Source organism: Pedomonas sp. (assembly GCF_036515995.1).
Lineage (GTDB): Bacteria > Pseudomonadota > Alphaproteobacteria > Sphingomonadales > Sphingomonadaceae > Pedomonas.
On the sequence record NZ_DATBUP010000137.1, the window covers coordinates 1 to 24,489 of the forward strand.

Annotated in this window: 23 protein-coding genes, 1 pseudogene and 1 riboswitch; of the genes and pseudogenes, 10 read left to right on the forward strand and 14 right to left on the reverse strand. The window is 65.1% G+C overall.

What is annotated here, in order from left to right; all coding sequences use genetic code 11:
• The 5 genes from VIG90_RS10435 to VIG90_RS10455 all read left to right on the forward strand — a co-directional run.
• On the forward strand, positions 1-268 hold a 268-nt coding region (locus VIG90_RS10435; protein WP_331593450.1), incomplete at its 5' end, for an SDR family oxidoreductase.
• A 112-nt stretch (positions 269-380) separates the two neighbouring features.
• Positions 381-1,280: an SMP-30/gluconolactonase/LRE family protein gene (locus VIG90_RS10440; protein WP_331593451.1), complete on the forward strand. Its 900-nt coding sequence runs from the start codon at positions 381-383 to the stop codon at positions 1,278-1,280.
• 959 nt (positions 1,281-2,239) lie between these two features.
• Entirely contained in the window at positions 2,240-2,743 is a 504-nt protein-coding gene (locus VIG90_RS10445) for a hypothetical protein (protein ID WP_331593452.1), read from the forward strand.
• Positions 2,744-2,983: 240 nt separating this feature from the next.
• Positions 2,984-3,169: a type II toxin-antitoxin system RelE/ParE family toxin gene (locus VIG90_RS10450; RefSeq protein ID WP_331593454.1), complete on the forward strand. Its 186-nt coding sequence runs from the start codon at positions 2,984-2,986 to the stop codon at positions 3,167-3,169.
• Between the two features lie 107 nt (positions 3,170-3,276).
• Positions 3,277-3,570 carry an addiction module antidote protein gene (locus VIG90_RS10455; RefSeq protein WP_331593489.1) on the forward strand — a complete coding sequence of 98 codons (294 nt, stop codon included), beginning with the start codon at positions 3,277-3,279 and terminating at the stop codon, positions 3,568-3,570.
• Positions 3,571-3,579: 9 nt separating this feature from the next.
• Here the strand turns inward: VIG90_RS10455 and VIG90_RS10460 are convergent.
• Positions 3,580-3,762 (reverse strand): annotated as a pseudogene (locus VIG90_RS10460) (transposase); the annotation flags it as partial.
• Positions 3,763-4,114: 352 nt separating this feature from the next.
• On the opposite strand from VIG90_RS10460, the gene VIG90_RS10465 reads away from it, so the two are divergent.
• From VIG90_RS10465 to VIG90_RS10480, 4 genes are all read left to right on the forward strand, one after another.
• Complete coding sequence (locus VIG90_RS10465; protein ID WP_331593455.1) at positions 4,115-5,521, forward strand: MFS transporter; 1,407 nt, start codon at positions 4,115-4,117, stop codon at positions 5,519-5,521.
• 287 nt (positions 5,522-5,808) lie between these two features.
• Positions 5,809-6,053: riboswitch (cobalamin riboswitch) on the forward strand.
• A gap of 166 nt (positions 6,054-6,219) precedes the next feature.
• Entirely contained in the window at positions 6,220-8,202 is a 1,983-nt protein-coding gene (locus VIG90_RS10470; protein ID WP_331593456.1) for a TonB-dependent receptor, read from the forward strand.
• A 14-nt stretch (positions 8,203-8,216) separates the two neighbouring features.
• Positions 8,217-9,713 carry a PepSY domain-containing protein gene (locus VIG90_RS10475; protein ID WP_331593457.1) on the forward strand — a complete coding sequence of 499 codons (1,497 nt, stop codon included), beginning with the start codon at positions 8,217-8,219 and terminating at the stop codon, positions 9,711-9,713.
• Entirely contained in the window at positions 9,710-10,765 is a 1,056-nt protein-coding gene (locus VIG90_RS10480) for a HoxN/HupN/NixA family nickel/cobalt transporter (protein ID WP_331593458.1), read from the forward strand. The genes VIG90_RS10475 and VIG90_RS10480 overlap by 4 nt, the downstream gene beginning before the upstream one ends.
• Positions 10,766-10,798: 33 nt before the next feature.
• Here VIG90_RS10480 and bluB read toward each other — a convergent pair whose 3' ends face one another.
• The 8 genes from bluB to cbiE are packed head-to-tail and all read right to left on the reverse strand — an operon-like array spanning position 10,799 to position 17,235.
• Positions 10,799-11,446, reverse strand: a complete 648-nt coding sequence (gene bluB / locus VIG90_RS10485) for a 5,6-dimethylbenzimidazole synthase (RefSeq protein ID WP_331593459.1) — start codon at positions 11,444-11,446, stop codon at positions 10,799-10,801.
• Positions 11,447-11,478: 32 nt separating this feature from the next.
• The gene (gene cobO, locus VIG90_RS10490) at positions 11,479-12,099 is read right to left on the reverse strand and encodes a cob(I)yrinic acid a,c-diamide adenosyltransferase (protein ID WP_331593460.1); all 621 of its coding nucleotides are present in this window, start codon (positions 12,097-12,099) and stop codon (positions 11,479-11,481) included.
• Positions 12,099-12,854 (reverse strand): precorrin-6A synthase (deacetylating), encoded by a 756-nt coding sequence (cobF, locus tag VIG90_RS10495; protein WP_331593461.1) that lies wholly within the window; start codon positions 12,852-12,854, stop codon positions 12,099-12,101. The genes cobO and cobF overlap by 1 nt, the downstream gene beginning before the upstream one ends.
• Positions 12,851-13,573: a uroporphyrinogen-III C-methyltransferase gene (gene cobA, locus VIG90_RS10500; protein ID WP_331593462.1), complete on the reverse strand. Its 723-nt coding sequence runs from the start codon at positions 13,571-13,573 to the stop codon at positions 12,851-12,853. The genes cobF and cobA overlap by 4 nt, the downstream gene beginning before the upstream one ends.
• Positions 13,570-14,886 carry a cobyrinate a,c-diamide synthase gene (locus VIG90_RS10505; RefSeq protein ID WP_331593463.1) on the reverse strand — a complete coding sequence of 439 codons (1,317 nt, stop codon included), beginning with the start codon at positions 14,884-14,886 and terminating at the stop codon, positions 13,570-13,572. Before VIG90_RS10505 ends, cobA begins: the two co-directional genes overlap by 4 nt.
• Positions 14,883-15,668 carry a precorrin-4 C(11)-methyltransferase gene (cobM, locus tag VIG90_RS10510; RefSeq protein WP_331593464.1) on the reverse strand — a complete coding sequence of 262 codons (786 nt, stop codon included), beginning with the start codon at positions 15,666-15,668 and terminating at the stop codon, positions 14,883-14,885. The genes VIG90_RS10505 and cobM overlap by 4 nt, the downstream gene beginning before the upstream one ends.
• Entirely contained in the window at positions 15,665-16,030 is a 366-nt protein-coding gene (locus VIG90_RS10515) for a cobalamin biosynthesis protein (RefSeq protein WP_331593466.1), read from the reverse strand. The genes cobM and VIG90_RS10515 overlap by 4 nt, the downstream gene beginning before the upstream one ends.
• Positions 16,027-17,235 carry a precorrin-6y C5,15-methyltransferase (decarboxylating) subunit CbiE gene (gene cbiE, locus VIG90_RS10520; protein WP_331593467.1) on the reverse strand — a complete coding sequence of 403 codons (1,209 nt, stop codon included), beginning with the start codon at positions 17,233-17,235 and terminating at the stop codon, positions 16,027-16,029. Before cbiE ends, VIG90_RS10515 begins: the two co-directional genes overlap by 4 nt.
• On the opposite strand from cbiE, the gene VIG90_RS10525 reads away from it, so the two are divergent.
• Complete coding sequence (locus tag VIG90_RS10525) at positions 17,234-17,995, forward strand: cobalt-precorrin-6A reductase (RefSeq protein WP_331593468.1); 762 nt, start codon at positions 17,234-17,236, stop codon at positions 17,993-17,995. The two genes, cbiE and VIG90_RS10525, sit on opposite strands and share 2 nt — an antisense overlap.
• On the opposite strand, the gene cobJ is transcribed toward VIG90_RS10525, so the two are convergent.
• From cobJ to cobN, 5 genes are read right to left on the reverse strand one after another with little or no spacing between them, the layout of a single operon-like run.
• Positions 17,959-18,735: a precorrin-3B C(17)-methyltransferase gene (gene cobJ, locus VIG90_RS10530; protein ID WP_331593469.1), complete on the reverse strand. Its 777-nt coding sequence runs from the start codon at positions 18,733-18,735 to the stop codon at positions 17,959-17,961. The two genes, VIG90_RS10525 and cobJ, sit on opposite strands and share 37 nt — an antisense overlap.
• Positions 18,732-19,469: a precorrin-2 C(20)-methyltransferase gene (cobI, locus tag VIG90_RS10535; protein ID WP_331593470.1), complete on the reverse strand. Its 738-nt coding sequence runs from the start codon at positions 19,467-19,469 to the stop codon at positions 18,732-18,734. Before cobI ends, cobJ begins: the two co-directional genes overlap by 4 nt.
• Positions 19,466-20,095: a precorrin-8X methylmutase gene (locus tag VIG90_RS10540; protein WP_331593471.1), complete on the reverse strand. Its 630-nt coding sequence runs from the start codon at positions 20,093-20,095 to the stop codon at positions 19,466-19,468. Before VIG90_RS10540 ends, cobI begins: the two co-directional genes overlap by 4 nt.
• The gene (locus tag VIG90_RS10545; RefSeq protein ID WP_331593472.1) at positions 20,095-21,207 is read right to left on the reverse strand and encodes a cobalamin biosynthesis protein CobG; all 1,113 of its coding nucleotides are present in this window, start codon (positions 21,205-21,207) and stop codon (positions 20,095-20,097) included. Before VIG90_RS10545 ends, VIG90_RS10540 begins: the two co-directional genes overlap by 1 nt.
• Positions 21,204-24,485, reverse strand: a complete 3,282-nt coding sequence (gene cobN, locus VIG90_RS10550; protein WP_331593473.1) for a cobaltochelatase subunit CobN — start codon at positions 24,483-24,485, stop codon at positions 21,204-21,206. Before cobN ends, VIG90_RS10545 begins: the two co-directional genes overlap by 4 nt.
• Positions 24,486-24,489: the final 4 nt, after the last annotated feature.

The window sequence follows — 24,489 nt, forward strand, 5'->3', positions numbered from 1 at the left end:
CGGACCAAAGCGCATCCGCGTGAACTCCGTGCATCCGGGGCTGACCATTACCCCCCTGCTGCGCGAGGCGTTCGAAGATTATGCGGACAAGGGCCTGTGGGCCTCTCCGGAGGCAGCCGAGGATGCAATCGTGGCCATGGCTCCCCTTGGGATCAAGAGCTACCCGGAAGACACGGCACATGCCTTTGTCTACCTGGCCTCTGATGAATCACGCTTCGTCACCGGCGCGTCGCTTTATCACGATGGCGGCATCGGTCAGCGCTTCTGATGATCTGAGCCTCACGTCCGGCATCAGGCGCTGGACAGCGGACCAGGGTGCAGTCGCGTCACAGCCAAGTGTCCGGCTGCACTCGCAGAGCACAGCTTCAAAGGATTAATCAATGCTCATTCTGCCGCAACCCGAGGTCGTCGTTAAGGGCCTAACCCTGCCAGAGTGTCCGCGCTGGCATGATGGCAACCTTTATTTTTCGGATATTGCGGCCGGACGTATTTACCGTCTGAAAGCGGGTGATGATACAGAGTTGCTGTACGAAAGCCCGGACGATTTCATCGGCGGGCTCGGCTTTCTGGACAACGGCGATCTCATCGCTGTGTCATCAAAGCAGCGCAAGTTGCTTCGTATCGACCGAAACGGGGCTGAGGTGCATGCGGACCTGAGTGCGCTCTGCAACTTCGTACTCAACGATATGGTCGTTGTGGCAGACCATGCCTTTGTCAGCCAGCCTGGATTTGATATCTGGTCAGGATCGGCGCCGGAAATGCCCTCCCCCACGGATGTAGTCCTTGTGCCTGTTGCAGGGCCTGCTAACGTCGCAGCCTCCGAGATGATGTCGCCGAACGGCATGGCGGTCAGTCCGGATGGCCGCACGCTCTACGTCGCCGAATGCATGGGGATGCGCATTACCTGCTTCACCATCGATCCGGAGACAGGTGCCCTATCAGACCGGCGCGTATTCGGTGTATTGCCCGACGGCGGCATTCCTGATGGAATTTGCCTTGATCACACAGGCGCCGTGTGGGCGGCTGTTCCTGTTGCCGTCGACGGCACCTCGTTTGGCGCCGGACCAGGCGTCGTACGCATGGTCGAAGGCGGTGAGGTCACTCACATTGTTCCAGTCGACAAGGGACGCCGTGCATTGGCCTGTGCTTTCGGCGGCACTGACCGCTCCACGCTCTATATCTGCACTGTTCCTGACTTCGATGGCACCGCTGCCCATACAGCGGATCAGGGCCGACTTGAACGTGTGCCATTGAATTTTAAAGGCGCGGGCATACCATGACTGAGGCTGTCCAGACGCGGGCCCACATGCGGATCATCGGCTCAATCCTAACGGCCACGGGCAGAGATAACGGAGCAGGCCAGCGCTGACGACACCGATGAATACCGTCGGCAGAAACGACAAACGGGTGGCGACCAATTCGGTCAGGCCAACCGCCGCGAGATTGACGGGCTGCCCGGACATGAAATACGACCCGATCACCGAGATGAGAATGTAGTCCGGGGCGTCAGCGCCTGTTTGCCTATAAAAAATTAGCCTCAAACACGGGTGCGGTAGCTGATGACCACTACCGGAACGATGGCTGGCGACCTCGCGATCTCGAAGCGCTGCCGCGTATCGGCGAGACCCATCGGCGAGCTTTAGCATGTAGCGTAATCCGGCTGACGAAGATGAATAAGGGTGAGCGCGACGGCGGCGCGCCGGGTACGGTGACTGCGAAGTTCCGGTAATGCCCCCTTGCCGCTGCTTCTTAAGCAGCCCTCGCCGGTTTATATAATGAATGGCGGCTAATCGGCTTGGCAACCGAGAAGCTGCCGGCCCGCTGCCGGCCCGTACCCGGCCAATTGACGCCGCAGATAGCCCTACTCTTCAATCCGGACCTTCGCCGCTACGCCGCAGCGGCTGACAGTTTGGGATCGATCCGATCAGGCAACAGTGCCGCAGCAGCGGCGACAACCGAATCGCCGCCTGCAGCCAATGCTAGATCCGGAATTCGATCGGATAGCGTTGTCATTGATTGCTGTTCGTGTCGAAGCGCGCGTGTTGTCCCGCATTGGCGAATGCCGCCATGGCCGCGCCGTCAACGGCCCGGTCAAGGCCCGCGTCGGCAAACTGGACGTTGGTCATATCGGGGAGCCTCTACAGGCTTTCGATAAATATTGGTGAAACCCTTCTGGCTGCGTTGAAAATCTGTAAGCTTCCTGCTGCAAATTGTCGAGATATGAAGCGCGAAGGTTACAATGCCCGCACTTCATACCTCCCCCGCCGTCGTACGGCGCGTCCTGCGCAAGCTCGGCGCGGATATCTATGATGCGCATCGACGCCATCGACTGCTGATGGCGGTCGTTGCGGAGCGCGCATTTACCTCCCGGTCGACCCTGCAGAAGGTCGATGCAGGGGACACGGGCATCGGCATCGGCATCGGCATCTATGCAAGCGTCCTGCATGCTCTAGGCCTGCTCGACGGCCTTGCCCAGGTCGCCGACAACGCCAGCGGTAGCATCGGACAGGCATTGGCCAACGTCAGTCTGCCAAAGTACATCCAACTAGAGCGACCGAGCGGATCGTTCCGCGATGGCCGACTTCGAAGTACATATCGATCAGGAAGGTCGCACACCTGGTCGGCCTGGCGCGAGGCAACCGTGTCCGGGGCACAGAAACTTTTTTTCACGTACAATGATGCGTGGCTAAAAGATCCGGACCGCTCCTCTCTCGAGCCGGCTCTCACACGGACACGCGCCTGACCGACTGTCAGTCTTCGGATCAATCGGCGCTTCGGCTCCAGACACATGGGGCTAGCGCCTGATGCAGCGCGGAGAGCGCCGCCTCGCCGAGCGTGAGGCACGCTGGCCGAGAGCAACTATCTCTTCAGGGTCGCCGACGAGACAAGGCTTGGGGCGCTTCGCGCGGAGCTGAATTCAGAATGTCACCCCCGGGCGGACTAGCCGATTGAATTTTATTGTATCCTATGGGATACATTCAACATGATCGAAGTCCGCCAAACCAGGGTCTTTTACGATTGGCACCGCAGCCTGAGGGATCCAGTTGCACAGAAGAGGATCGCAGCCCGCATCGATCAGCTGGTCTATGGCCTACTCAGCGACGCGAAACCGATCGGCGAAGGCGTCAGCGAGCTTCGGTTGCATTTCGGCGCTGGTTACCGGCTCTAATGCGTGCAACGGCGCAAGCAATTGGTTGTTCTGCTCTGCGGAGGCGACAAGTCTTCCCAGAGCCGCGATATTGCAACGGCGCGTGCCATGGCAAAGGAGTTGAAGTAATGCCTCTCGAAACGGTTCCGTTTGATGTCTCGGAGCACCTCGACAGTGAGGAGGCCATTGCCATCTATCTGTCAGAGGCACTCGCGGCAGGTGATGCCGCCTACTTCGCCCACGCCCTTGGTCAAGTTGCTAAGGCTCGTGGCATGTCCCAGATCGCCAGGGAAGCCGGCCTCGGCCGAGAAAGCCTGTACAAGGCTCTCAGCGAGAATGGGAACCCTCGTCTCGACACAATCTTCAAGGTTCTCCACGCTATTGGCGTCAAGCTGGAGGTTCGGCCGGAGCTTGCGCACTGACCCCAGCGCACAGGTTGGGTGCGGACCATAACGCTCAGGCACATCCGCCCAGGGACTGCCCATGCGGAAGCGCCAGAGGATGCTATTGATCACGCGTTGATCGTCCACCCGCGGCACGCCCCGGCTCTTGTTGGGTAACAGCGGCTCTATCACAGACCACTCGAAATCCGTCAAATCAAAGCGGCGACGCATGGCAAGGCTCCCTCGACAACCGGGAGTCCTGAATCAAAACCCAAGCGAAAGCTCAACAATTAATGGGTTTATGGCCTAGGTACCAAGAACGGCACCGGCGGCGGAGGGACAACCCAAATCAGCATCGGCGCCATCAATATCACCGACAAAGCCCCCCCAATCACGCAGCTCAATCTGGGCTTTGATCCGATTGCGCACGACCCACGCGGCCGGGCAATCACAGTTGGCTTGAAACATCCGTTCGGATCGCGGCGCCGCCGGAGAAATGCGAGCTCTCCGGCGGCATTCCGACAGAGGCGCAAACTTCCCCGAGGCGCGGTCCGCCTGTGGTACAGAAAAAAGGCTGATTCCTATGGCCGACAAACAGTCCGGCACGACTCTGACCTCCAGGCCGGTGTCTCAACCGACATCCGGTCCAACCTCCAGCCCAACGTCCGTCCCAGCCTCAGGGGTCACCCCCGCACAGGCGAACTACGCCCTGGTCATCTTCCTCCTGGCCTATATTCTCTCCTTCGTCGACCGGCAGATCCTCAGCCTCATGGTCGACCCCATCCGCCGCGATCTGGATATCAGCGACCTGCAGATGGGATTGCTGCAGGGCATGGCCTTCGCGCTCCTCTATGCGGTGGCGGGCGTTCCCATCGGGCTTCTCGCCGATCGACTGCAACGCAAGCGCATCATCGCCGCCGGCGTCCTGTTCTGGAGCGCAGCGACCGCCCTTTGCGGCCTGGCCGGTAACTATGCGCTGCTGTTTGCCGCGCGCATGGGCGTCGGGCTCGGCGAAGCGGCCCTTTCCCCCGCCGCGCATTCTTACTTGAGCGATGCCTACCCGCGTCCGAAACTGGCGCGGGCGATGGCGGTCTATGCGCTCGGTATCACCATTGGCGCAGGGGCGGCGCTGATGATCGGCGGCAAAGTCGTCGACCTGATCGCCTTCAGCGGCGATGTCACCCTGCCGCTTCTGGGCACGCTGAGGCCCTGGCAGGCCACCTTCCTGCTGGTTGCCAGCCCTGGCATCGTGGTGGCACTGCTGGTCGCCATGATCCGCGAACCGCGCCGCGCCAGCCTGAACAGCACAGGCAGCGCGCCGGAGGCATCCGGCATCTTGCCACTGCTTGCCCACCTGCGCCGCCACGCGCGCGTGTTTATCAGCATTTACCTGAGTTCCTGCGCTCTTGGGATCATGGGCTATGGCATGAGCGCCTGGTATCCAACGCTGCTGATCCGCAGCTTTGGACTGACGCCGGGCGAGGCCGGCTGGCATCTTGGCCTGGTGTTCCTGGTCCTCGGCAGCGCAGGCTCGATCGGCGGGGGCCTGCTCGCCGAGCGCATGGCTCTGCGGGGCCGCTTTGACGCCAATCTACGGGTTGTGGCGCTGACGACGCTGGCGGTTGCAGTGCCGGCCATCTGCGCGCCATTGATGCCCAGCGCTCTTCTGGTCGTACTGATGTTCGCCCCGGCGTGCTTCTTCTTTCACGCCTATTTCGGCTGTTCGGTGGCAGCGCTTCAGCTTGCCACGCCCAACCGGATGCGGGCGACCAACGCCGCACTCTTTCTTCTGGCCAACAGCCTTGTCGGACTGTCGATCGGCACGGCTGTCGTGCCGCTGATCAACGCTGTCCTGTTTGACGGCATGAGCGACCTTGGTCCCTCGCTTGCCGTCGTTGCGGCCTTTTCAACGGTCACGGGCGCCATGTTCGCCTTCAGCGGCCTCAAGGCATACGGCAAGCTGGTTTTGGATAACGCTGAAGCGGCCTGACCTCCTGTCGCGCGGCAGAGGGCGAGCAGCGGGCTTGCTTTCTCTGAGCGCCTGCCGCTCGCTGCGCCAAGGGCACAGCGGCGCTCGCGCGTGTCCGGCCGGTTTGTTTTGCTTTTGCGCGATCTGACGCAAACGCGGGCCAACTCCTTCAGGCCGATTTTAAATTCAGCGTTTAATCTCAGCAAGGACGCGCGACGTCCGCGTTCTTTACAGGACGACGCCGAGTATGAAAGTGGCTTGGATTGTTCGTTGCGATTGCGTATACCCGCTGTCGAAGCGGCTTTTGGCTGCTTCGTGATCGCGCCGGTGCCCTGAGAAGGGCTTAATAGGGAATACGGTGCGGGTGATGCGATCACCCAAATCCGTGGCTGTCCCTGCAACTGTAAGCGGCGAGCGCGATGCATATCGCTGGCGACCCAAGAAGGGCGCCGGCAGCCACTGGGCCGGACGCTAAATCATGCGAGGCCTGGGAAGGCTTTGCATCAAGCTATGACCCGTGAGCCAGGAGACCTGCCTGCGTCTGGTCGCTCTTGCCTTGGCCCAGGGGATGGCCGCGGCACGGAACTCCGTCTGAGCGACGCACGTGCGGTGGAGCCGCACTGACAAGGGCTTCCGGGCGCTGCAGGCGTCCGCCTGGAGGCGTGCGTCAGCCGTTCGCGCGGAGGCTCCCCGTCAGGTCTCGCTGACGCCGACGGGGTATGAGTGACATGCACTCCCGCGATCTTTTTCAAGCGGCGTTTGCCGCAACCCTTCTCTTTGCCTTTAAGGCCGCTCGAGCAGACAACAGCCCGGATATTATCGTCACGGGCGTCGGCGTCGAGGAAACGCTCCCGCAGGAGCTGGCCCGCTACGGACACGACCTCGAGACGATCAGCGAGGAGGCTCTCCAGAGGAGCGGTGCGGTCGATGTTGCCGCCGCCCTCCAGTCGGTGCCCGGCCTTTACGTGAAGCCGGGAAGCGGTCCGTTCAGCTATGTGGACCTGTCCCTTCAGGGGTCACGGACACAGGACGTGCTGTGGACGGTTGATGGCGTGCGCATCAACAACCGGCTTTATGGCAGCACGTCGCCCAATGACACGCTCCCGGCCAGCATGGTCGAGCGTATCGAAGTGCTGAAAGGCGGCGAGAGCCTGTTCTATGGCACGCAGGCTGCCGCCGGTGTCATCAACGTCGTCACCCGCTCGTTCAGCGATACATTCGGCGGACAGGTGAACGGCACTCTCGACAGCCGTGCGGGCACCGGTGTGGACGGCTTTGTCCGTGGCGGCATGAACGGCCACCGCTTCGTCGCCTGGGCCTCGCGCAACCAGTCGGATGGATATCGCCCCTACAGCGTGATGGAACCAAGTGCGACCGACCGCAAACGCGGCTATGAGCTTTGGTCGGTCGGCGGGAAGTATCGGTATGATTTCGGGTCGGATGTATTGCTGAGCCTGCAGTATCAGCACACCGAGGCAAAACTCGATAACCTCTCACCGACACGCGTGCGCGAGAGCCGGAACGACCGCAACGAGGAAATCGCGAGCCTTCGCCTGGATTATGTGGGCAGCGATACCGTCCAGTTTTACCTGAAGGCCTATTATCACGACTGGAACACCGCCTACGTCCAGATCCGCAACGATGTGGCAACCGGCGCACCCGTCGTCCTCTATCCGGCGGGTACCTACTGGGGCTTCAAGGACTATGGCGGCAGCGCGCTCGCCCGGCTGCGGCTACACCCCGGCTTCGAGTATCTGATCGGCTACGATAACCAGAGTTTCAAGGGACGTGACGACGTCCTGCTTACGGCCACGACCAAGGAGGAGGTCCATGCCGGCATTTTCCAGATCCGCACCACCGACGACCTCATTGAGCGCGCCCGCCTTGCCGCCGGTCTGCGTTACAACGACGGCAGCGGCGCTAAAAAAACGGTCTGGAACGCCTCGGGCCGCTTTGATGTGAGCAAATATCTTTATCTCGAGGCGAGCGGCGGCTCGTCGTTCCTCCTGCCCTCTGCCTCGCAGCTCTATCAGATCGACCCCTGCTGCGAGAAGGGCAACCCGAACCTTGCCCCCGAGGAGAGCCTCGGCGTTAACTTGAGTGCGGGCGGCGTGATCGCGCAGACGGCCCTCAACTGGCAGGCAACGCTGTTCGCGCGCCGGATCGATAACCTGATCGACATCAGCTACACCGACCCCGCATTTCCGGACGGCATCTACGTCAATGTCGACAAGCGCGTGAACGTGCGGGGGGCAGAGTTGCAGCTGACCGCACGCCTTAATGGCGGCTGGCAGCTGGCTGCGAGCTACACCTACACCCGGTCGCGCAACTCCGGGTCCGACCTGCAGCGTGACCGCACGCCAAGGCACCTGGCGCGCGGCAGTATCGCCTACACCCCGGTTGACATTCCCTTCGGGGCCAATCTTTCCCTTAACTGGGTGGGCGATGCCTGGAGTACCGTCTCTGGCTTTGGCCGGCGCAACTACGGCAATTATGTCGTCGTCGACGCCGGTTTTCAGCTCTACCCGGACGGCGCTGCGCGGCGTCATCGCGTCGGCGTCAACGTCGAGAACGTCTTTAATAAGGATTATGCCACGCGCGGCTACGGCTCGGCGCTGCGCGACGACGGCAGCGGCCGCTTCCTCTATTTCACGCGCGGCGTGCCGCGCACGCTTCGGGTCAGCTATGGCGCAAGCATCTGAGGAGAAGCGCCCAGATGCTGCACCCTCTCCTCTTTTTACACCGCTGGCTCGGCATTCTTGTCGGGCTCGTCATGACGATCTGGTGCCTTTCAGGCTTCGTCATGATGTATTCGCCCTATCCCCGGCTCGAGCCTCAAGAACAGTTGCGGGGGCTCGCGCCCCTGCAGCTTTCACTCGACATCAGCTGGGACCAAACAGAGCTTGCCGACGACATGTTGCTCTCCTCGGTTAGGGTCGAGCAGATGGGCACTAGGGCGGTGCTGCGGGCAACGCCGGCCGCCGAGCCAGGTCCTGCCTCCCCGCAGATGCGCGCAAAGCCGATCACGATCGATCTTGCAACGGGCCGCATCCTTGAAAATCTTGCAGCTCAAGATGCGCTCGAGTTGGGGCGCGGCTTTGGCGAGCGGTTCGGCATCAAAGGCGACGCGCTTCGCGCCGCCAGAATTCAAATCGACCAGTGGACCGTCCAGACCGCGCGCCGCCACCAGCCGCTCTACCGCGTCGACTATGCGGACGGTGCAAGCGTCTATATCGCAGGATCGGGCGAGGTCGTGCAACAGACGACCCGGTCCGAGCGCTTCTGGGGCTGGCTCGGCGCGGTGCCGCACTGGCTCTACCCGACCCTGCTGCGTCAGGACGCTGCGCTCTGGTCGCAGGTCGTCATCTGGACTTCGCTTCTCGGCTGTTTCCTGAGCGCAACCGGCCTCTGGCTCGGCATCGCGCGGCTGCGCCGCCACAAGAAGGGCAGGCTCGGCTCGCCCTATCGCGGCCTGTGGTGGTGGCACCACATGACGGGATTGCTCTTCGGGGTGCTGACCCTGACCTGGGTTGCAAGCGGTCTTCTCTCGATGAACCCCTGGGGTCTCTTCGAGAGCAATGACAAACCTGCCGAGCGCGTGCGGCTCGCCGGGCCGCAGCGTTGGGGCGATCTGCGCACAGCGCTTGGCACTATCGATGCGCTGCCCGCCGGAACCGTACGGCTCGAGACGGCGCCGCTTGGCGACACTCTATTTCTGGCGGCGGTCAACGCCAGTGGCACGCGCATCCGTATCAATGCGGATGGAGCGCCGTCTCCCCTCACGCAGGATGAATTGTCCGCAGCACTTGCCAACGGCCCCGGCATCACGGCGCTCGATCTGCTGCACGGGCATGACGCCTACTACTATGCCCACAGGGACCCTGCGCCGCTGCCGGTGTGGCGTGCGGTGCTCGCCGATGCGCAGCAAACGCGGCTTTATATCGACCCGCAGACCGGACGGGTCCTCCGCGCCTTTGATGGTAAGGCCCGCGCCTATCGCTGGCTGATGAACGGGCTTCACAGCCTCGACTTCCCTGGCCTGCACGCACGCCCGGCCTGGGATCTGGTCGTCCTGCCCTTGCTTGCCATGGTCACGCTCGTGTGCGCGACAGGCACCTGGATGGGCATCAGTGGGGCCCGCCGTGATCTGAGGCGCCTCAACACCCGTCGCCGGCATTTGCCACAGGCTCGCCTTCAAGGAGTAAAACCATGACCCTTGCCTTTGCACAATCGCCGCTCAGGCGGCGCATTATCACGCTGCTTGCAGCCCTGATCGCCGTCAACATCGCCGCCTGGATCTGGGCGTTCAGCGTCTTTGCCGATAATCCCGTGATGCTCGGCACCGCACTGCTCGCCTGGAGCCTTGGCCTGCGTCACGCAGTCGATGCGGACCACATCGCGGCCATCGACAATGTCACCCGCAAGCTGATGCAGGACGGGCAGCGCCCGATTGCAGTCGGCCTCTGGTTTGCGCTCGGCCACTCGGCAATCGTGCTGATTGCCGCCACCGTCATTGCCATCGCTGCAAGCACGCTCGCCGATTTCGAGGCTCTGGGCGAGACCGGCGGCGTCATCGCCACGATCATCTCGGCGAGCTTCCTCTTTGCCATCGCGATCATGAATCTCGTGATCCTGAAGGGCGTCTGGGAGCGCTTCCAGCATGTGCGCCGGGGCGGCCAATATGTCGAGGAAGACCTGGACATGCTCCTTGCCGGGCGCGGAGTGCTGGCCAGGCTCTTCCGCCCGCTGTTCAAACTGGTGCGCAAGAGCTGGCACATGGCGCCGCTCGGGTTTCTGTTCGGGCTCGGCTTTGATACTGCAACCGAGGTTGCGATCCTGGGGCTATCCGGCGCGCACGCCGCCGACGGCGTCTCGCTCGGCGCTGTTCTGGTCTTCCCGGTGCTGTTCGCCGCCGGCATGGCGCTGATTGACACCGCCGATGGCATCCTCATGCTCGGCGCCTATGAGTGGGCGTTCGTCAAGCCGATCCGCAAGCTCTACTACAACATCACGATCACGCTGGTCTCGGCGCTGGTGGCGCTTGTGATCGGCGGCATCCAGACCATTGCACTCCTCTCCGAAAAATTCGGCCTGACGGGCTGGCCCTGGGCGGACGTCATGATGCTTTCCGAGCATTTCAATGCGCTCGGATTTTTTATCATTGGAATATTCGTCCTCTGCTGGGGCCTGAGCTACGCCATTTATCGCCTCAAGGGCTTTGATGCGATCAACGCCGTGCCCGCACCCGGCAGGATCGAAGGATAAGCCAGGCCGCTGCCGTCGTTGCCGACCGGGGCTTCAGCGCTCGAACACCCGGTCGGCCCACGGCTCGCGCGCCTGCCAGCCGCGCCGTTCCAGCTCAGGCACGGCGGTCTCCTCCAGAGGATAGCCGAGGCACAGAAGCGCGATCAAAGACCAGTGGGCGGGCACGTCCAGCATGGCATGAATAGCCTCAGGATCAACGATCGACACCCACCCGAGACCGATGCCACGCAGGCGCGCTGCCAGCCACAGGGTGTGGATCGCCATGACGCAGGAGTAGCGCAGCATCTCGGGCATGGTCGCAATGCCCAGGCCATGCCCTGCCTTCGGCTGCTCATCGCAGAAGACCGCCAGCAACTCCGGCGCCTCAGCAAGGCCGTGGAGCTTGAGCGAGAGATAGTGCTCACGGCGCGCTTGTCCCGCATACCTCCCGGCCGCCTCAGCGTTCTGTTCGTTGACATGTTCGATGAGCGCCTGCCGCAGCGCAGGCGAGCGCAGGCACACGAAACGCCAGGGCTGGGCGTTTCCAACCGACGGCGCGAGCGCGGCACAGGCGAGCAGCTCGCGCATGTCCGCCTCGGCGATGGGGCGGCGGTCGAAATGCCGGACATCGCGGCGCCAGCGCAGCAATTCGGCAAAACGCGCGGCAAAGTCCGCATCGAACGAGGGAGAAATCCCGCTCACACCTGCCACCCGGCCAGGAATATTCGCCGCATTTAAAACTCGATGCCCGCCTGCGCCTTCACTCCGCTGCGGAACGGGTGTTTGACCATGGTCATCTCGGTCACGAGGTCAGCTGCCTCGATGAGCGCCTCGGGCGCGTTGCGCCCCGTGATGATGACGTGCTTCATTTCGGCGCGGGCGGTGACGACTTCGAGCACTTCGGCAAGCGGCAGATAGTCATAGCGCAGGGCGATGTTGAGCTCGTCGGCCAGCACCATGTGATAGGCCGGGTCCTCGATCATGCGCCGGGTCTCCTCCCAGGCGGCGCGCGCTGCGGCAATGTCGCGCGCGCGATCCTGCGTGTCCCAGGTGAAGCCCTCGCCCATCGGCCTGAACTCCACATTTTCGGAGAAAGCGTCGAACACCTTTCTCTCGCCGGTCGACATCGCGCCTTTGACGAACTGGACCACACCCACTTTCATGCCGTGGCCGATGGCGCGCACCACCATGCCCAGCGCCGCGCTGGTCTTGCCCTTGCCCTTGCCGGTGTGGACGATGAGCAAACCCTTCTCATGGGTCTTGCTCGCCATGATCTTGTCGCGCGCCGCCTTTTTCTTGCGCATCTTCTCGGCGTGGCGGGCATCGATGTTTTCATGGGTTATTTCATGTTCCATCAACCCTCTCCTTGTCTCATCAGATAGACGTCCATGATCCAGCCATGGCGCGCACGCAGCGCCGCGCGCTGCCGGGCGATCCTGGGGCCCGCCTCGCACAGCTGCCCCGCTTCCAGCGCTTCGTGCGGCATGCCAAGATAGGCGCCCCACCAGATGGTAATCCCTGTCGGCTCCAGCACCTCGAAGGCAAGGCCCTGGTCGAGCATGACAACTAGCGTGTCGGCGCCCTCGGGCCAGCCGTGCGCGCGCAGCATCCTCCCGGTCGTGATCGTGACCGGACCCGCCAGTCGGTTGAGCGGAATAGTGTGGGCGGCGGTCAGCGCCTGAATGCTGGTGATGCCGGGGACGACGTAGGTGTTGATTGCCATGCCCGCCGCCTGGAGGTGCCCTGCGATCCGCAGCGAGCTGTCGTAAAGCGCCGGGTCGCCCCAGACGAGAAGCGCCAGCCGGCCGCCGTTCGGCAGGTGCGCCATGATCTGCGCGCGCCAGGCGCCAGCAATGGCCTCGTGCCAGTTGCTGACCGCGCGGGCGTAATCGGCGCTTGCCTCGCGCACAGGCATGTCGAATTCAACGATCCGAACCGGGCGCTCCAGCACCTGCGCGCAGATGCTGCGGCGCAGGTCGATGAGATCGGATTTGGCGCTGCCCTTGCGCGGCAGGAGGATGAGATCGGCCTCCTGCATCGCCCGCACCGCCTGCAGGGTCAGGTGATCCGGATTGCCCGTGCCGATGCCGATCAGATGAAGCTCGATCATGGGGCCTCCAGGAGCGGGCCATAAAGGATGAGGGCGGGCGTGCTTGAGGTGCCGCCCGCCAGCATCTCCGCAATCTTTGCCATCGTCCCTCGCGTCAGACACTGGTCCTCATGGCTGACGTTCTCGGCCAGAAGCGCCGGCGTTTCGGCGGGCAGCCCCTCGGTCATGAGCCGGGTGGCAAGCGCGGGAAAGGTTTTCTTTGGCATGTAAACCACCGTCGTTGCACCAGGGTCGGCCAGCGCTGCCATGTTCAGATTGTCCGGCAGCTCTCCTGTCACGTCATGACCGGTGATGAACTGGACCCGCCGGGCGCGCAGGCGCCGGGTCAGGGGAATGCGGGCCGCAGCGGCTGCAGCGCTTGCCGCGCTGACGCCGGGGATGATCTCGAAGTCTGCGCCTGCGGCGACCAGGGCTTCGATCTCCTCCTCGAGCCGCCCGAAAATACCAGCGTCGCCCGACTTCAGCCGCACGATGCGCCTGCCGGAGGCAGCATGCTCCACCAGCAGCCGGTTGATTTCCGCCTGGCTCGGAGACGGGCGCCCCGCCCGCTTGCCAACCGCCACCCGCTCCGCACCCTTGCGGACACAATCCAGAATGGGGCCCGAGGCCAGATCGTCGAACAGCACAACGTCCGCCGCCTGGAGGCGCGAGACGGCCTTCAGCGTCAGCAAGTCCGGGTCGCCCGGCCCGGCCCCGACGAAGGAGACAAAGCCGGTCATGGCACCATCCCGATCATATGAAAGAAGGTGCCGGTCACATGGCCGCGATGGGATCCGGTCTCGGGCACTGGCGCGCCGTCGGCGTCTGTCACCCGCGCCAGCGGCGCGTCGGTCTGCTCGAGAATGGTCGAATAATGGAATTCGTGGCCGCGCAGCCGTGTCCCGGCAGCAAGGCGAGCGAGCGGCACCTGCAGTTCCGCATGCCGGTAGCCCAGGTGCATCCGGCGCTGGGCAAAGCTCGTCACAAGCCCGAGGAGGCCGGCCATTAAATGCCGCTCCCCGCTTTTGTCGACCAGCGCCTCGCCCAGCACCATATAGCCGCCACACTCCCCGTGCACGGGGCGCGTCTCGGCATGACGGCGCAGGCCGGCAAGAAACGTCGCAGCAGCGGCGATGACCCCGGCGTAGAGCTCAGGATAGCCGCCCGGCAGCCAGACCAGATCGGCCTCTTTGGCAGGCGCCTCATTCGCCAAGGGCGAGAACGGCAGGATCTCGGCGCCGGCGCGCCGCCAGCCTTCCAGCAGATGGGGGTAGAGAAATGAAAAAACCGCATCCCGGGCAACGGCAATGCGCTGGGCCGGGGGCGCGGGCAGCATTGGTCTTGAGCCATGCCTCGCCACGCTACTTGCTCCTGCAGCAGCGCGGATGGCGTCAAGATCGGCATGGGCGCGCAGGAACGCGGCACACTCGGCGATCCTTTGCTCCAGGTCAGGGTGTTCCTCTGCCTGCACCAGCCCCAAGTGACGCTCGGGCAGGGTCAGATCGTCCCGCCGCGGCAGCGCGCCTAAGACCGGAATGCCGGCCGCGTCCAGTCCTTTGCGCACCAGCCGCTCATGGCGCGGGCTGGCCACACGGTTGAGGATGACCCCTGCGAAGGGCAATTGCGGATTGAACTGCCGGAACCCCAGCGCGCCGGCCGCCGCCGACTGGGCCTGCCCGGAGACGTCCAGCACCAGGACGACAGGCCAGCCGAAGCGACAGGCAATGTCGGCGCTGGCGCCATTGCCTGCGGCACCAAAACTTGCAACCCCGTCGTAGAGTCCCATCGAGCCTTCGGCGAGCACCAGGTCCGCGCCCCTTGCTTCTACCGCCAGGACATCAAGCAAGCCGCCCGCCATTGCCCAGCTGTCCAGGTTGAACGAGGCACGACCGCAGGCGGCGCGATGAAAGGCCGGATCGATATAATCCGGTCCGTTCTTGAAGGGCTGCACTGAGAGCCCATCCTCATGAAAGGCCCGAAGGAGGCCCAGCATCACCGTAGTCTTGCCTGTTCCCGAGGCCGGAGCGGCAATCATCAGACCCGGCACGCTCATTCAGCCCCTCCGGCGAAACGCGAGGTGGCGTCTTGCGGGCGGAAACGGCGATCATAGCCGGGGGCATAAAGGCGGCTTTCGGCAAAGTCTTGTCGACCCAGCACCCGGCCAACAAGGATCAGGGCCGTGCGCTCCATCGTGCCGATAACAGCATCCTCGATGGTTGCAAGCGTCGCGCGAACGATCCGCTGATCGGGCCAGCTTGCCCGCCATACGACCGCAACGGGGCAGTCCGCGCCATAGAGGGGCGCAAGGTCCGCCACCACCTGCGCCAGGTTGTGGATCGACAGGTGAATGGCAAGCGTTGCCCCGGTTGCTGCAAAATTGGTGAGGCTCTCGGCAGGCGGCATGGCGCTTGCCCGGCCCGGCGTGCGGGTCAGCACCAGCGACTGCGCCACCTCGGGCAGGGTCAGCTCCGCCTCAAGCGCGGCGCTCGCTGCGGCAAAGGCCGGAACGCCAGGCGTGATGGTGAAGGGAATATCCATCTGTTGCAGTCGGCGCAGCTGCTCTCCCATCGCCGACCAGATCGACAGGTCACCCGAATGCAGCCGCGCCACATCCTGGCCCGCGGCATGGGCGGCCGCGATCTCGGCCATGATCTCGTCCAGCGCTAAGGGCGCCGTGTTGATGATCCGCGCGCCCGGGGGGCAGTGGTCGAGAACGGCTGTCGGGACCAGCGATCCGGCATAAAGGCAGACCGGGCAGGCCGCGATCAGGTCGCGCCCGCGTAAGGTAAGGAGATCCGGCGCGCCGGGGCCGGCGCCGATGAAGTGAACGGTCATGGCAAGGCTCCTTGAGCAATGGCGCAGGTCGCCATGCGGTCGGCAGAAATGCAGCGCTGACGCAGCAGCCGTGCACCCGCACCGGCGCCGGCCAGCGCGGATGCCTCCGCAACGCTGCCGGTGCCACGGGCGTGTACGCTGGCGCGAGAGCGGGTGGGTGTCGTCACCAACGCCAGTGCTTCGGTCGCGATGCCGATCACGGGCAGCTCCAGAATTTCTGCCAACGGGGCAAGGGCCGCGGCCTTATCGGCGGCAGTGGCAAGATGGGTGATGGCAGGCACGCCTTCCTGCGCCTGCGCCAGCGCTGCGCGCAGCGAGTCCGGGCTTGCTGCGGACCTAAAACCAAATCCTGCAACGATCATAGCGCGACGCTCCACTGCACGACCGGATACCGGGCGCGCCAGCCGCGCCGGCTCCCGAGCGCGACCGCATCGGCGAGCTCGATGCGAAGCAAGCTGCCGCCCTTCAGCGCCTGCCAGCGGGCCAGCAGCGCCTCGGATTCCAAGGTCACGGCGTTGGCGATGAGGCGCGTGGCCGCCGGCAGGCGGGCCCAGAGCGCTTCCAGAAGATTGTCCGAAAGCCCGCCGCCGACAAAGACGGCATCCGGCAATGGTCCCGCCGGCAGCATAGCCGGGGCGGCGCCGACGACGACCTTCAGCCGGTCGACCCCGAGAGCCGCGGCATTGGCGCATGCCCGCTCGGCCCGAACGGGATCGGCTTCAAAGGCAACGGCCTGGTTTTCCGGATGGGCCAGCAGCCATTCGATCCCGATCGACCCAGACCCCGCACCGATGTCCCAGAGCAGCTCGCCCGGGCGCGGCGCCAGCGCCGAGAGGGTCAGGGCCCGCACCGGCCGCTTGGTGATTTGTCCGTCGGAGGCAAAGAGGTCATCGGGCAGGCCGCACGTCAACGGCAGGGAGGCACCCTCGCCTTTGACCTCGATCCCGACCGACACCGGATGATGGATGTCGTCAAAGGCCAGAGCCTCAGCGCTCGTGCGGCGGATCCGCTCGCGCGGGCCGCCGAGTGCTTCCATCACATGCAGCAGCGAGGCCCCGAAGCGGTGTTCGATCAGGTAATTCGCCAAGGTCGCTACTGCCGCGCCATCGCGCACGAGCACAAGGATATTCCGGTTTGGCGCCAGGTGCGGCCGCAGCCGGGCCAGTGGCGCTGCGTGCAGGCCAAGACAGAGCGTCTCCTGGAGCGGCCATCCCAGCCGCGCCGCGGCAAGAGAGAAGGTCGAGGGTGCCGGATGGGCGACCCACTCATCCGGATCCAAATAGCGCGTCACGCTTGCGCCGGCGCCGAACCAGAAAGGATCGCCGGACGCCAGCATCACGACGCGCCGTCCGCGATGAGCGAGCAGGGGCTCAAGTCCGTCCGCAAAGGGAACTGGCCATTTCATCACCGGGCAGTTAAGGACGGGCAACAGCGCCAGGTGCCGCGCCGAGCCCATGACCACCTCGGCCTGCCTGAGCGCCGCTTGGCTCGCGATGGAGAGACCCTCCAGGCCGTCCTCGCCGATGCCAACGATCGTCAACCATGGATTGGGGGTGCTGTCAGCCATGCCGAATGTTCTCCTCCTGGGCGGCACGACGGAGGCAAGCGCGCTGGCGCGCCTGCTCGCAGAAAAAGGCGTTCAAGCCACGCTCAGCTATGCCGGCAGAACGGAGGCGCCGAAGGCCCAGCCGATCAAGACCCGTGTCGGTGGCTTCGGCGGGGTTCGAGGCTTGGTCGATTACCTGCGGGACCACAACGTCACGCACCTCGTGGATGCGACCCACCCCTTTGCCGCCCAGATGAGTGCCCATGCGATCAAAGCCGCCTGGATTGCAGGCATTCCTCATATCGTGCTGACCCGGCCCGCCTGGGTGCCTGTTGCCGGCGATCGCTGGCTTTGCGCCCGCGACATTGACGCGGCAGTCGATATGCTTGCTGGCCCAGCCCGGCGCATCATGCTGGCGCTGGGGCGGATGCATGTGGAGGCCTTCGCCGCGCAGCCGCAGCACCATTACCTCCTGCGGTTCGTCGATGCGCCGGCTGAGCCGCCGGCCCTGCCGCATCACAGCCTGGTGGTCGACCGCGGCCCCTTCACCATCGAGGGAGATTGCCGCCTGATGCAGGACCACGCCGTTGATCTCATCGTATGCAAGAATGCGGGCGGCGCGGGCGCTGCAGCCAAGCTGACGGCAGCCCGCCAGCTCGGCCTGCCGGTGCTGATGATCGAGCGCCCCGCCATGCCTGACCGGATGGAAGTCTACCTTCCTGAAGATGTGATGGCCTGGCTCGGTCATGACGATGCGCCCAATGCCGAGCGCGGCGTATAAAGGATCGGCTGGCCGGTTCGCTCAATCACCCGGGTCCGGCTCGACCCGACAATGACGAGGGTGCGCATGTCGGCCATGTCCGCCCGCGCCTCGCTGAGACGCACGATCCGCAGCTCCTCGTTCGGACACGAGACCGCGCGAGCAAACAGCACCAGGCGATCAGGGCCGCACGCCTCCTGTAATATTTCAAGGATACGAGCAAAGCCGGCAGGCCTCGCCTTTGAGCGCGGATTATAAAAGGCGATGGCAAAATCCGCCTCCGCCGCCAGCCGCACCCGTTTTTCAATGACCGGCCACGGCTTTAAATTGTCAGACAGGTTGATCGCGCAAAAATCATGCCCCAATGGCGCGCCGGCCCGCGCGCTGGCGGCCAGCATGGCGGTAATGCCCGGCAGCACACGGATGTCTAAAGTGCGCCAATGATCGGGTCCTGACTCCAGCGCCTCGAAGACGGCCGCTGCCATGGCAAAGACGCCCGGATCGCCCGACGAGACAACGACGACCTTTCGCCCTTGCGCCGCCAGCCCCAGCGCCAGCATTGCGCGCTCCAGCTCCACCCGATTGTCGGAGGCATGCACGGTGAGGCCCTCGCGCGGCGCAACGCGGGCCGCGTAAGGGAAATAGCCGACCACATCTGTCGCCTCGGCCAGCGCGGCCGTGACTTCGGGCGTGACGAGGGCCTCGTCCCCCGGGCCCAGCCCGGCGATTGCGATCGAACCAAGGTCTTGCACAAAGCTCATGGTCGGCGTCCCTGACCGTGGATCAGCAAGATCGAAAAATAGGGCGTCACGCTCTCTGCCTCGGCAAGGCGGGTGACGCGCTGGCCGGGCATGGCGGCATATTCGACCAGCCAGGCCGCGTCCTCACGCCCCGCGGCGACGACCGCCCGGCGGAGCTTGGGCAGGTTGCGCCCGATCTTCATGACGACCAGCGCGTCGGTATCGCGAATGCGCCTCGCCAGCTCTTCCTCGGGCAGGGTCGCCATCGCCACCGTCAGCACGTCATCGCCCCAGGTGATGGGCATGCTGGTTGCGTTCCAAGCCCCGGCCATGCCGGTAATGCCGGGCACGACCTCGACCGGCACGACGCCCGACAGCCGGGCATGAAGGTGCATGAAGGAGCCGTAGAAGAAGGGGTCCCCCTCGCACAGGACGACCACATCCTCCCCTGCCCTTGCAAGCGTCGCCAATTTCTGCGTGCAGTCCGCATAGAAGGCGGAAAGGCAGGCATTGTAGCGCGGGTCGGACACGGGAATTTCCGTCGTCACCGGATATTCCATCGGAATTTCGATGACGTCGGGGCGGAGCATGTCCTCAACGATGCGCCGTGCCTGGCCGGGTCTTCCCGCCTTGCGAAAATAGGCGACATACAGCGCGCCGCGCACCAGGCGGTCCGCACGCACGCTCAGCAGATCGGGCGCGCCGGGGCCAAGCCCGACGCCGCGGATGATGCCACAAGGTACAGGCGCGCTCATTCGGCAGCACTCGCAAGCGCGTTGATGGCAGCAACCGTGATGGCGCTGCCCCCCAGACGCCCCTCGACAATGCAGCACGGCACAGGCTGCGCCGCCCAGAGCGCTGCCTTGGACTCAACCGCGCCGACAAAACCGACCGGGCAGCCGATGATGGCGGCAGGGCGCGGACAGTCTGGGTCCTCCAGCATGTTGAGCAGATGAAACAGCGCCGTTGGCGCGTTGCCGATGGCAACCAGCGCGCCTGCCAGATGGGGCCGCCACAATTCCAGCGCCGCGGCAGACCGGGTGTTTTCCATCGCCTGGGCCAGAGCGGGGACCTGCGGGGCGTTTAAGGTGCAAATAATCTGATTCTGAGCAGGAAGGCGTGCCCGTGTAATCCCCTCCGACACCATTCGGGCGTCGCACAAAATCGGGGCGCCGCTTTTGAGCGCCGTGCGCGCGGCCGCCGCAAAGCCTGCTGAGAAGTGGATATGCCCGGCCAGTTCGACCAGCCCGGCGGCATGGATCATGCGCACCGCAACCGGCTCCTCATCGGACGCAAAGCGCTCGAGGGACGCCTCGGCGCGGATTGTGGCGAACGACTGGCGATAGATCGCCGCGCCATCGGTTTCGTAAAGGTAGGGCATCAGGCAGCTCCGAAGGAGGCAAGAATTTCCAGCCGGCTGAGGGCCGGGCGCGTGCAGCCGTCACGCAGCAGATCATACCGGCCATCGCGGCCGGTGATGGTGCAGGCGGCGGGCCGGGTGGCGGCACAGTGTTTGGCGCAGCCCGAGACATGGAGCCGCCCGCGCGCATGCGGGGCCAAGCGTCTGGCAAGCTCGCGGACCTCGACCGTCGCCTGCGGACAATAGGGCGCGCCGGGGCAGGCATCGACGCCGAGCAGCGGGTCGCTAGGCTCGCTGAGCAGGTCCGGGATACTCTCAACCGGCGCGCCTTCGGCCAGAAGCACGCGCCAGGGCGTGAGCCGCACGGCGCTGACCGCCCCGTCTTCGACCAGCCGGGTGAGCGTCTCCGCCTCGACCCGCCCGAACGCAAGTCCGAAGGCCGCGCCAAGCCAGTGGGGCCCCGGCGCGATGGCAGCGACAGGCGGCATTGGCGCAAGCTTGCCCACCGCCCAATCCGGCAGGCAGGCCTTGTGACGGGCCATGCGGCCCGCAGCCAGGCCGCCGCTCTCTGCGAACCAGCGTGCAAGGGCGATCAGCGCATCCACCTCCCGGCCCACGTCGACCGGAGCGCCGAGAGGACGGCCATCGGCCCGCAGGATCAGGCCGCCCTTGCCCCGCTCGATGCGAAAATCGCCGGCAACGCCGAGCAAAGCTGGTGCCGGTCCGGCGTCAATCGCAAACCCGACCTTGCCCGGCAGATTGGGCAGTTCCTCAAGGCGCCCCAAAAGCTCGGCTGCAATGCGGTGCGTGTCATCGCCTGCCCGCCAGTCTGGTGGGACGAGAACATTGCAGCGCGTCTCGGCCGTGGCATTGCCATCGACCAGTCCCAATTCGACCAGCCGATCAACGAGTGCCGGCCAGCTATTCTGGCTGACGCCGCGCAGCTGGAGATTGGCGCGGCGGGTCATGTCCATAAGGCCATTGCCGAAAGCGCGGGCGGCATCGCACAGGCCGAGCAGCTGCGTGCGCGTCAGGCGCCCGAGCCTTGGCTTGACCCGCAGCAGGAGCCCGTCGCCTGCCGCCATCGGGCGCCACGCATCGGGGCACCAGCCCTTGACGAGAAATTCGCTCATGCCTCGTCCCTCAAGGCGCCGGCAACCGGCAGGCTGGCAAGGATGGAATTGCGCCGCGTTTGCCAGAGGCCAGCAGCATGAAGCGCCGCAAAACGCGCCTCCATCGCCGCAAGCGCACCGGGATTTTCCCGCTCGAGAAATTCCCGCACCTCGGGCTCGCCAAGCGTAGCGTCAAAATAAAGATCAAAGAGGTGCGAGGGTACGCTGGCTGCAAGGTGCGCGAACGCTCCTAAGTGGTCGAGCGTTGCAGCCAGCTCCGCGCCCCCGCGAAAGCCGTGACGCATCATGCCTGCGATCCAGCCCGGATGTGCGGCGCGCGCGCGCACGACGCGCGCGATCTCCTCGCGCAGCGTGCGCGCGGCCGGGCGGGCAGGATCGCGAGTGTCGAGATGATAGAGCGCTGCAGCGCCGCCGGTCACGGCCTTGGCAGCCGCAAAGCCCGCCTCGTGCGCGGCATAGTCTGCCGCCAGCAGGAGATCGGTCTCGGGCAGGTCCTGGAGGTGGACAAAGGCATCGGCACTCTCGACGCGCCGACGCAGCCCTTCGGGATCGGCTGCGGCTTCGGGCCCGTCCAGCGCATGGCTTGAGGCTGCCAGCCATGCTTCTCCCGCCGCGCGTCTGGCCGTCTCGGTATAAACCTCTGCCGCATCTTCAAGGCCAAGGCCGTAGCACCCGGGGCGCGGACCATAGACGCGGGGAGCCGAAGGGCGTCCCGCAAAGGGGTTCCAGTCCGCACTCTCGTCCCGCGCGCACAGCGCCCGCACGGCCTGCCCGAAAAGCAAGGGGAGCGTCGGGAAGGCATCGCGGAAGAGGCCCGAGACGCGCAGGGTCACATCGATGCGCGGCCGGTCGAGCAAGGCGAGCGGCAGGATTTCAACGCCCGTGACCCGCCCCGAGGCCACGTCCCAGAGCGGGCGGGCCCCAAGCAAGTGGAGCGCCATGGCGAACTCCTCGCCCGCCGTGCGCATGGTCGCTGATCCCCAAAGATCAACGACGAGCCCGCGCGGATAGTCCCCATGATCCTGGAGATGACGCCGGATCAATTCCTCGGCCAGACGAATGCCCTGCTCATAGGCCGTCGGGGTCGGCACGGCGCGCGGGTCGAGCGTATAGAGATTGCGTCCCGTCGGCAGCACATCCATGCGCCCGCGCCAGGGTGAGCCGGCAGGCCCGGGTGCCACGCGCCGTCCGTTGAGCGCCGCCAGCAGACCGGCGCGCTCGGCCACGCCTTGCTCTCCGCGCCCGAAGACATGCAGCCCATCGCCGAACTGGCTCTCCTTCACGTCGCAGACGAACCGGTCGATCCGCGTGATCGCCTCCATGAGGGTGGTTGCCGCGTCAAGGCCCAGTTCGGCCTCCAGCCCTTGGAGGCGTGCTTCCTCGCGGATCGCCAGTTGCAGGCGATCGCGGCGGGCCGGATCTAGCCCATCGGCATTGGAGAATTCATCCAAGAGTGCCTCGATCCGGGCGAGCCCCGCGCCGCTGCCGGTCGGCGTCAGCGGCGGGGGCGCATGACCGAGTGCAACAGCGCCGATGCGGCGCTTGGCCTGCGCTGCCTCACCCGGATCGTTGACGATGAAGGGGTAGATAACCGGCATGGCTCCGGTCAGCGCCTCGGGCCAGCAGTCCTGTGACAGCGCCACCGACTTGCCCGGCAGCCATTCAAGGGTGCCATGCGCACCCACATGCACCAGCGCGTCCATGTGCTGCTGCCGCAGCCAGAGGTAGAAGGCGACATAACCATGGCGCGGGCAGCGCGAGAGATCGTGGTAGTCCCCGTCGCGGCTCCCCGGATTTCCCCTCTCGGGCTGAAGGGCAACGAGCAGGTTGCCGAGCAGGACGGCTGCAAAGCGGAAGGCGCCCTTCACGACGGCCGTATCCGCCTCCGGCTCGCCCCAGGCTGCACCAAGTGCTGCCTGCAGACTGTCCGGCAATGCGGCCAGCGCCTTGCGATATTCAGATACCGGCCAGTCCAGATGTTCGCTGGCCAAGGCCATTGCCAGCCCTGGCCGCTCGCGCGTTGCATAACCCGCCCCGGCCAGATCCGCGAGCATCGCCTCGGCGGAGGCAAGGGCATCCAGTCCGACGGCATGGGCCAACTGGTGCGGCTTTCCAGGGTAGGTGGAGAGCACAAGCGCCACGCGCCGCTCTCCAGCCGGCTTGCGCGCAAGCGCGATCCAGCCCGTCACACGCGCCGCAATCGCCTCGATCCGGTCCGGATCGGGCCTGTGAGCATTGCGGGCAAATTCAAGAGACGGATCGCGCGCGCCCGGCTCCTTGAAACTGGCAACCCCGGTGAAGATCCGCCCGTCAACCTCGGGCAGCACGACATGCATGGCAAGGTCTGCCGGAGACAGGCCGCGCGACGCCGTCGCCCAGACCGCACGCGAGGAGGTGGCAAGCGCCAGCTGGAACACCGGCACGCCTGCACCGTCGAGCGGGGTGTCTCCGCCCTCACCACGCGCGGAAAAAGCCGTGGCGTTCAGGATTGCCGCTGGCAAAAGGCGCCGCACCCACCGGTCCACCTGCTGGCGCGCGGCGTCCGCCTTCAGCGAAGGCACGAAGATCGAGAGCGTCTCGAAACCTTTCCGCTCGAAGGCGGCATGGAGCGCGGCAAAGGGCTCGATATCGTGGGCGGCAAGATAAGAGCGATAAAAGACGATGAGGACGAGCGGCCGGGCCGGATCACGCACGACAGAGTCCGGGCAGAGGACACCGCGCTCGGGATGCCACCCTCCCGCCATCGGCAGCAGATGGCAGTCGGGTATGGGCGCACCCTTCAGCCCTGCGGCCCGTGCGAGCAGGCCCAAGGCTGCCTGCGCCGCGCCTGCCCCGCCCGCATCGCACAGCCGGGCAAGCGCGCGCAGCATGGGCCTGGGCACCGTCGATATTTGATCCAGGCGGCTGTCCGGGCGGCCGTCGCCCGGCAGTACGGCGAGCACCAGACCGCGCGCTCTTGCCAAAGCCTCCACCTGCTGCAGGCCATAGCTCCAGTACGGCATGCCGCCAATGAGCCGGATCAGGATCGCCCTGGCGCCGGACAGTGTCCGCTCGACATAGGTATCCACCGACAAGGGATGCATCAGCGCGGTCAGATTGGCGAGCCGGAGGGAGGGAAAATTCCCGTCCGCCTCGCGGGCCTGATGCCATCCGGTTGCAAAGGCCCCGAGGTCGCTGTCGGAAAAAGACAGCACGACCAGATCCGCCGGCTCCTGCAGCAGATCCTGCGGGACGGCGGTCTCCTCCAGCCCGTGGGTTTCCCGGAAGATGACGTGCATTGCG